Source organism: Clostridium cuniculi (genome assembly GCF_004353185.1).
Classification (GTDB): Bacteria; Bacillota; Clostridia; order Clostridiales; family Clostridiaceae; genus Clostridium; species Clostridium cuniculi.
Genome location: NZ_SMUS01000144.1, coordinates 1 through 356 on the forward strand (window position 1 = coordinate 1; position 356 = coordinate 356).

Here is a 356-nt window from a genome sequence, read left to right on the forward strand (position 1 = left end):
TGATAACTCTCAAAAGGATGATGAAACTGTAGATAGTGATAATTCTTCTGAAGATACTAATCCAGAACTTCCTTCTAACGATATAGATGAAATTCCTGGTGATAATGGTGGTTCTGTAACTCCTCCATCTGTAGATACTGATGATCAAGAAGATACAACTACTACTCCTTCTGAAGGTGATAACTCTCAAAAGGATGATGAAACTGTAGATAGTGATAATTCTTCTGAAGATACTAATCCAGAACTTCCTTCTAACGATATAGATGAAATTCCTGGTGATAATGGTGGTTCTGTAACTCCTCCATCTGTAGATACTGATGATCAAGAAGATACAACTACTACTCCTTCTGAAGGTG

At 36.2% G+C, this 356-nt stretch carries 1 pseudogene; it reads left to right on the forward strand.

The features are described 5' to 3' along the window. A pseudogene (locus tag EJJ37_RS20635) lies at positions 1-356 on the forward strand (hypothetical protein); the annotation flags it as partial.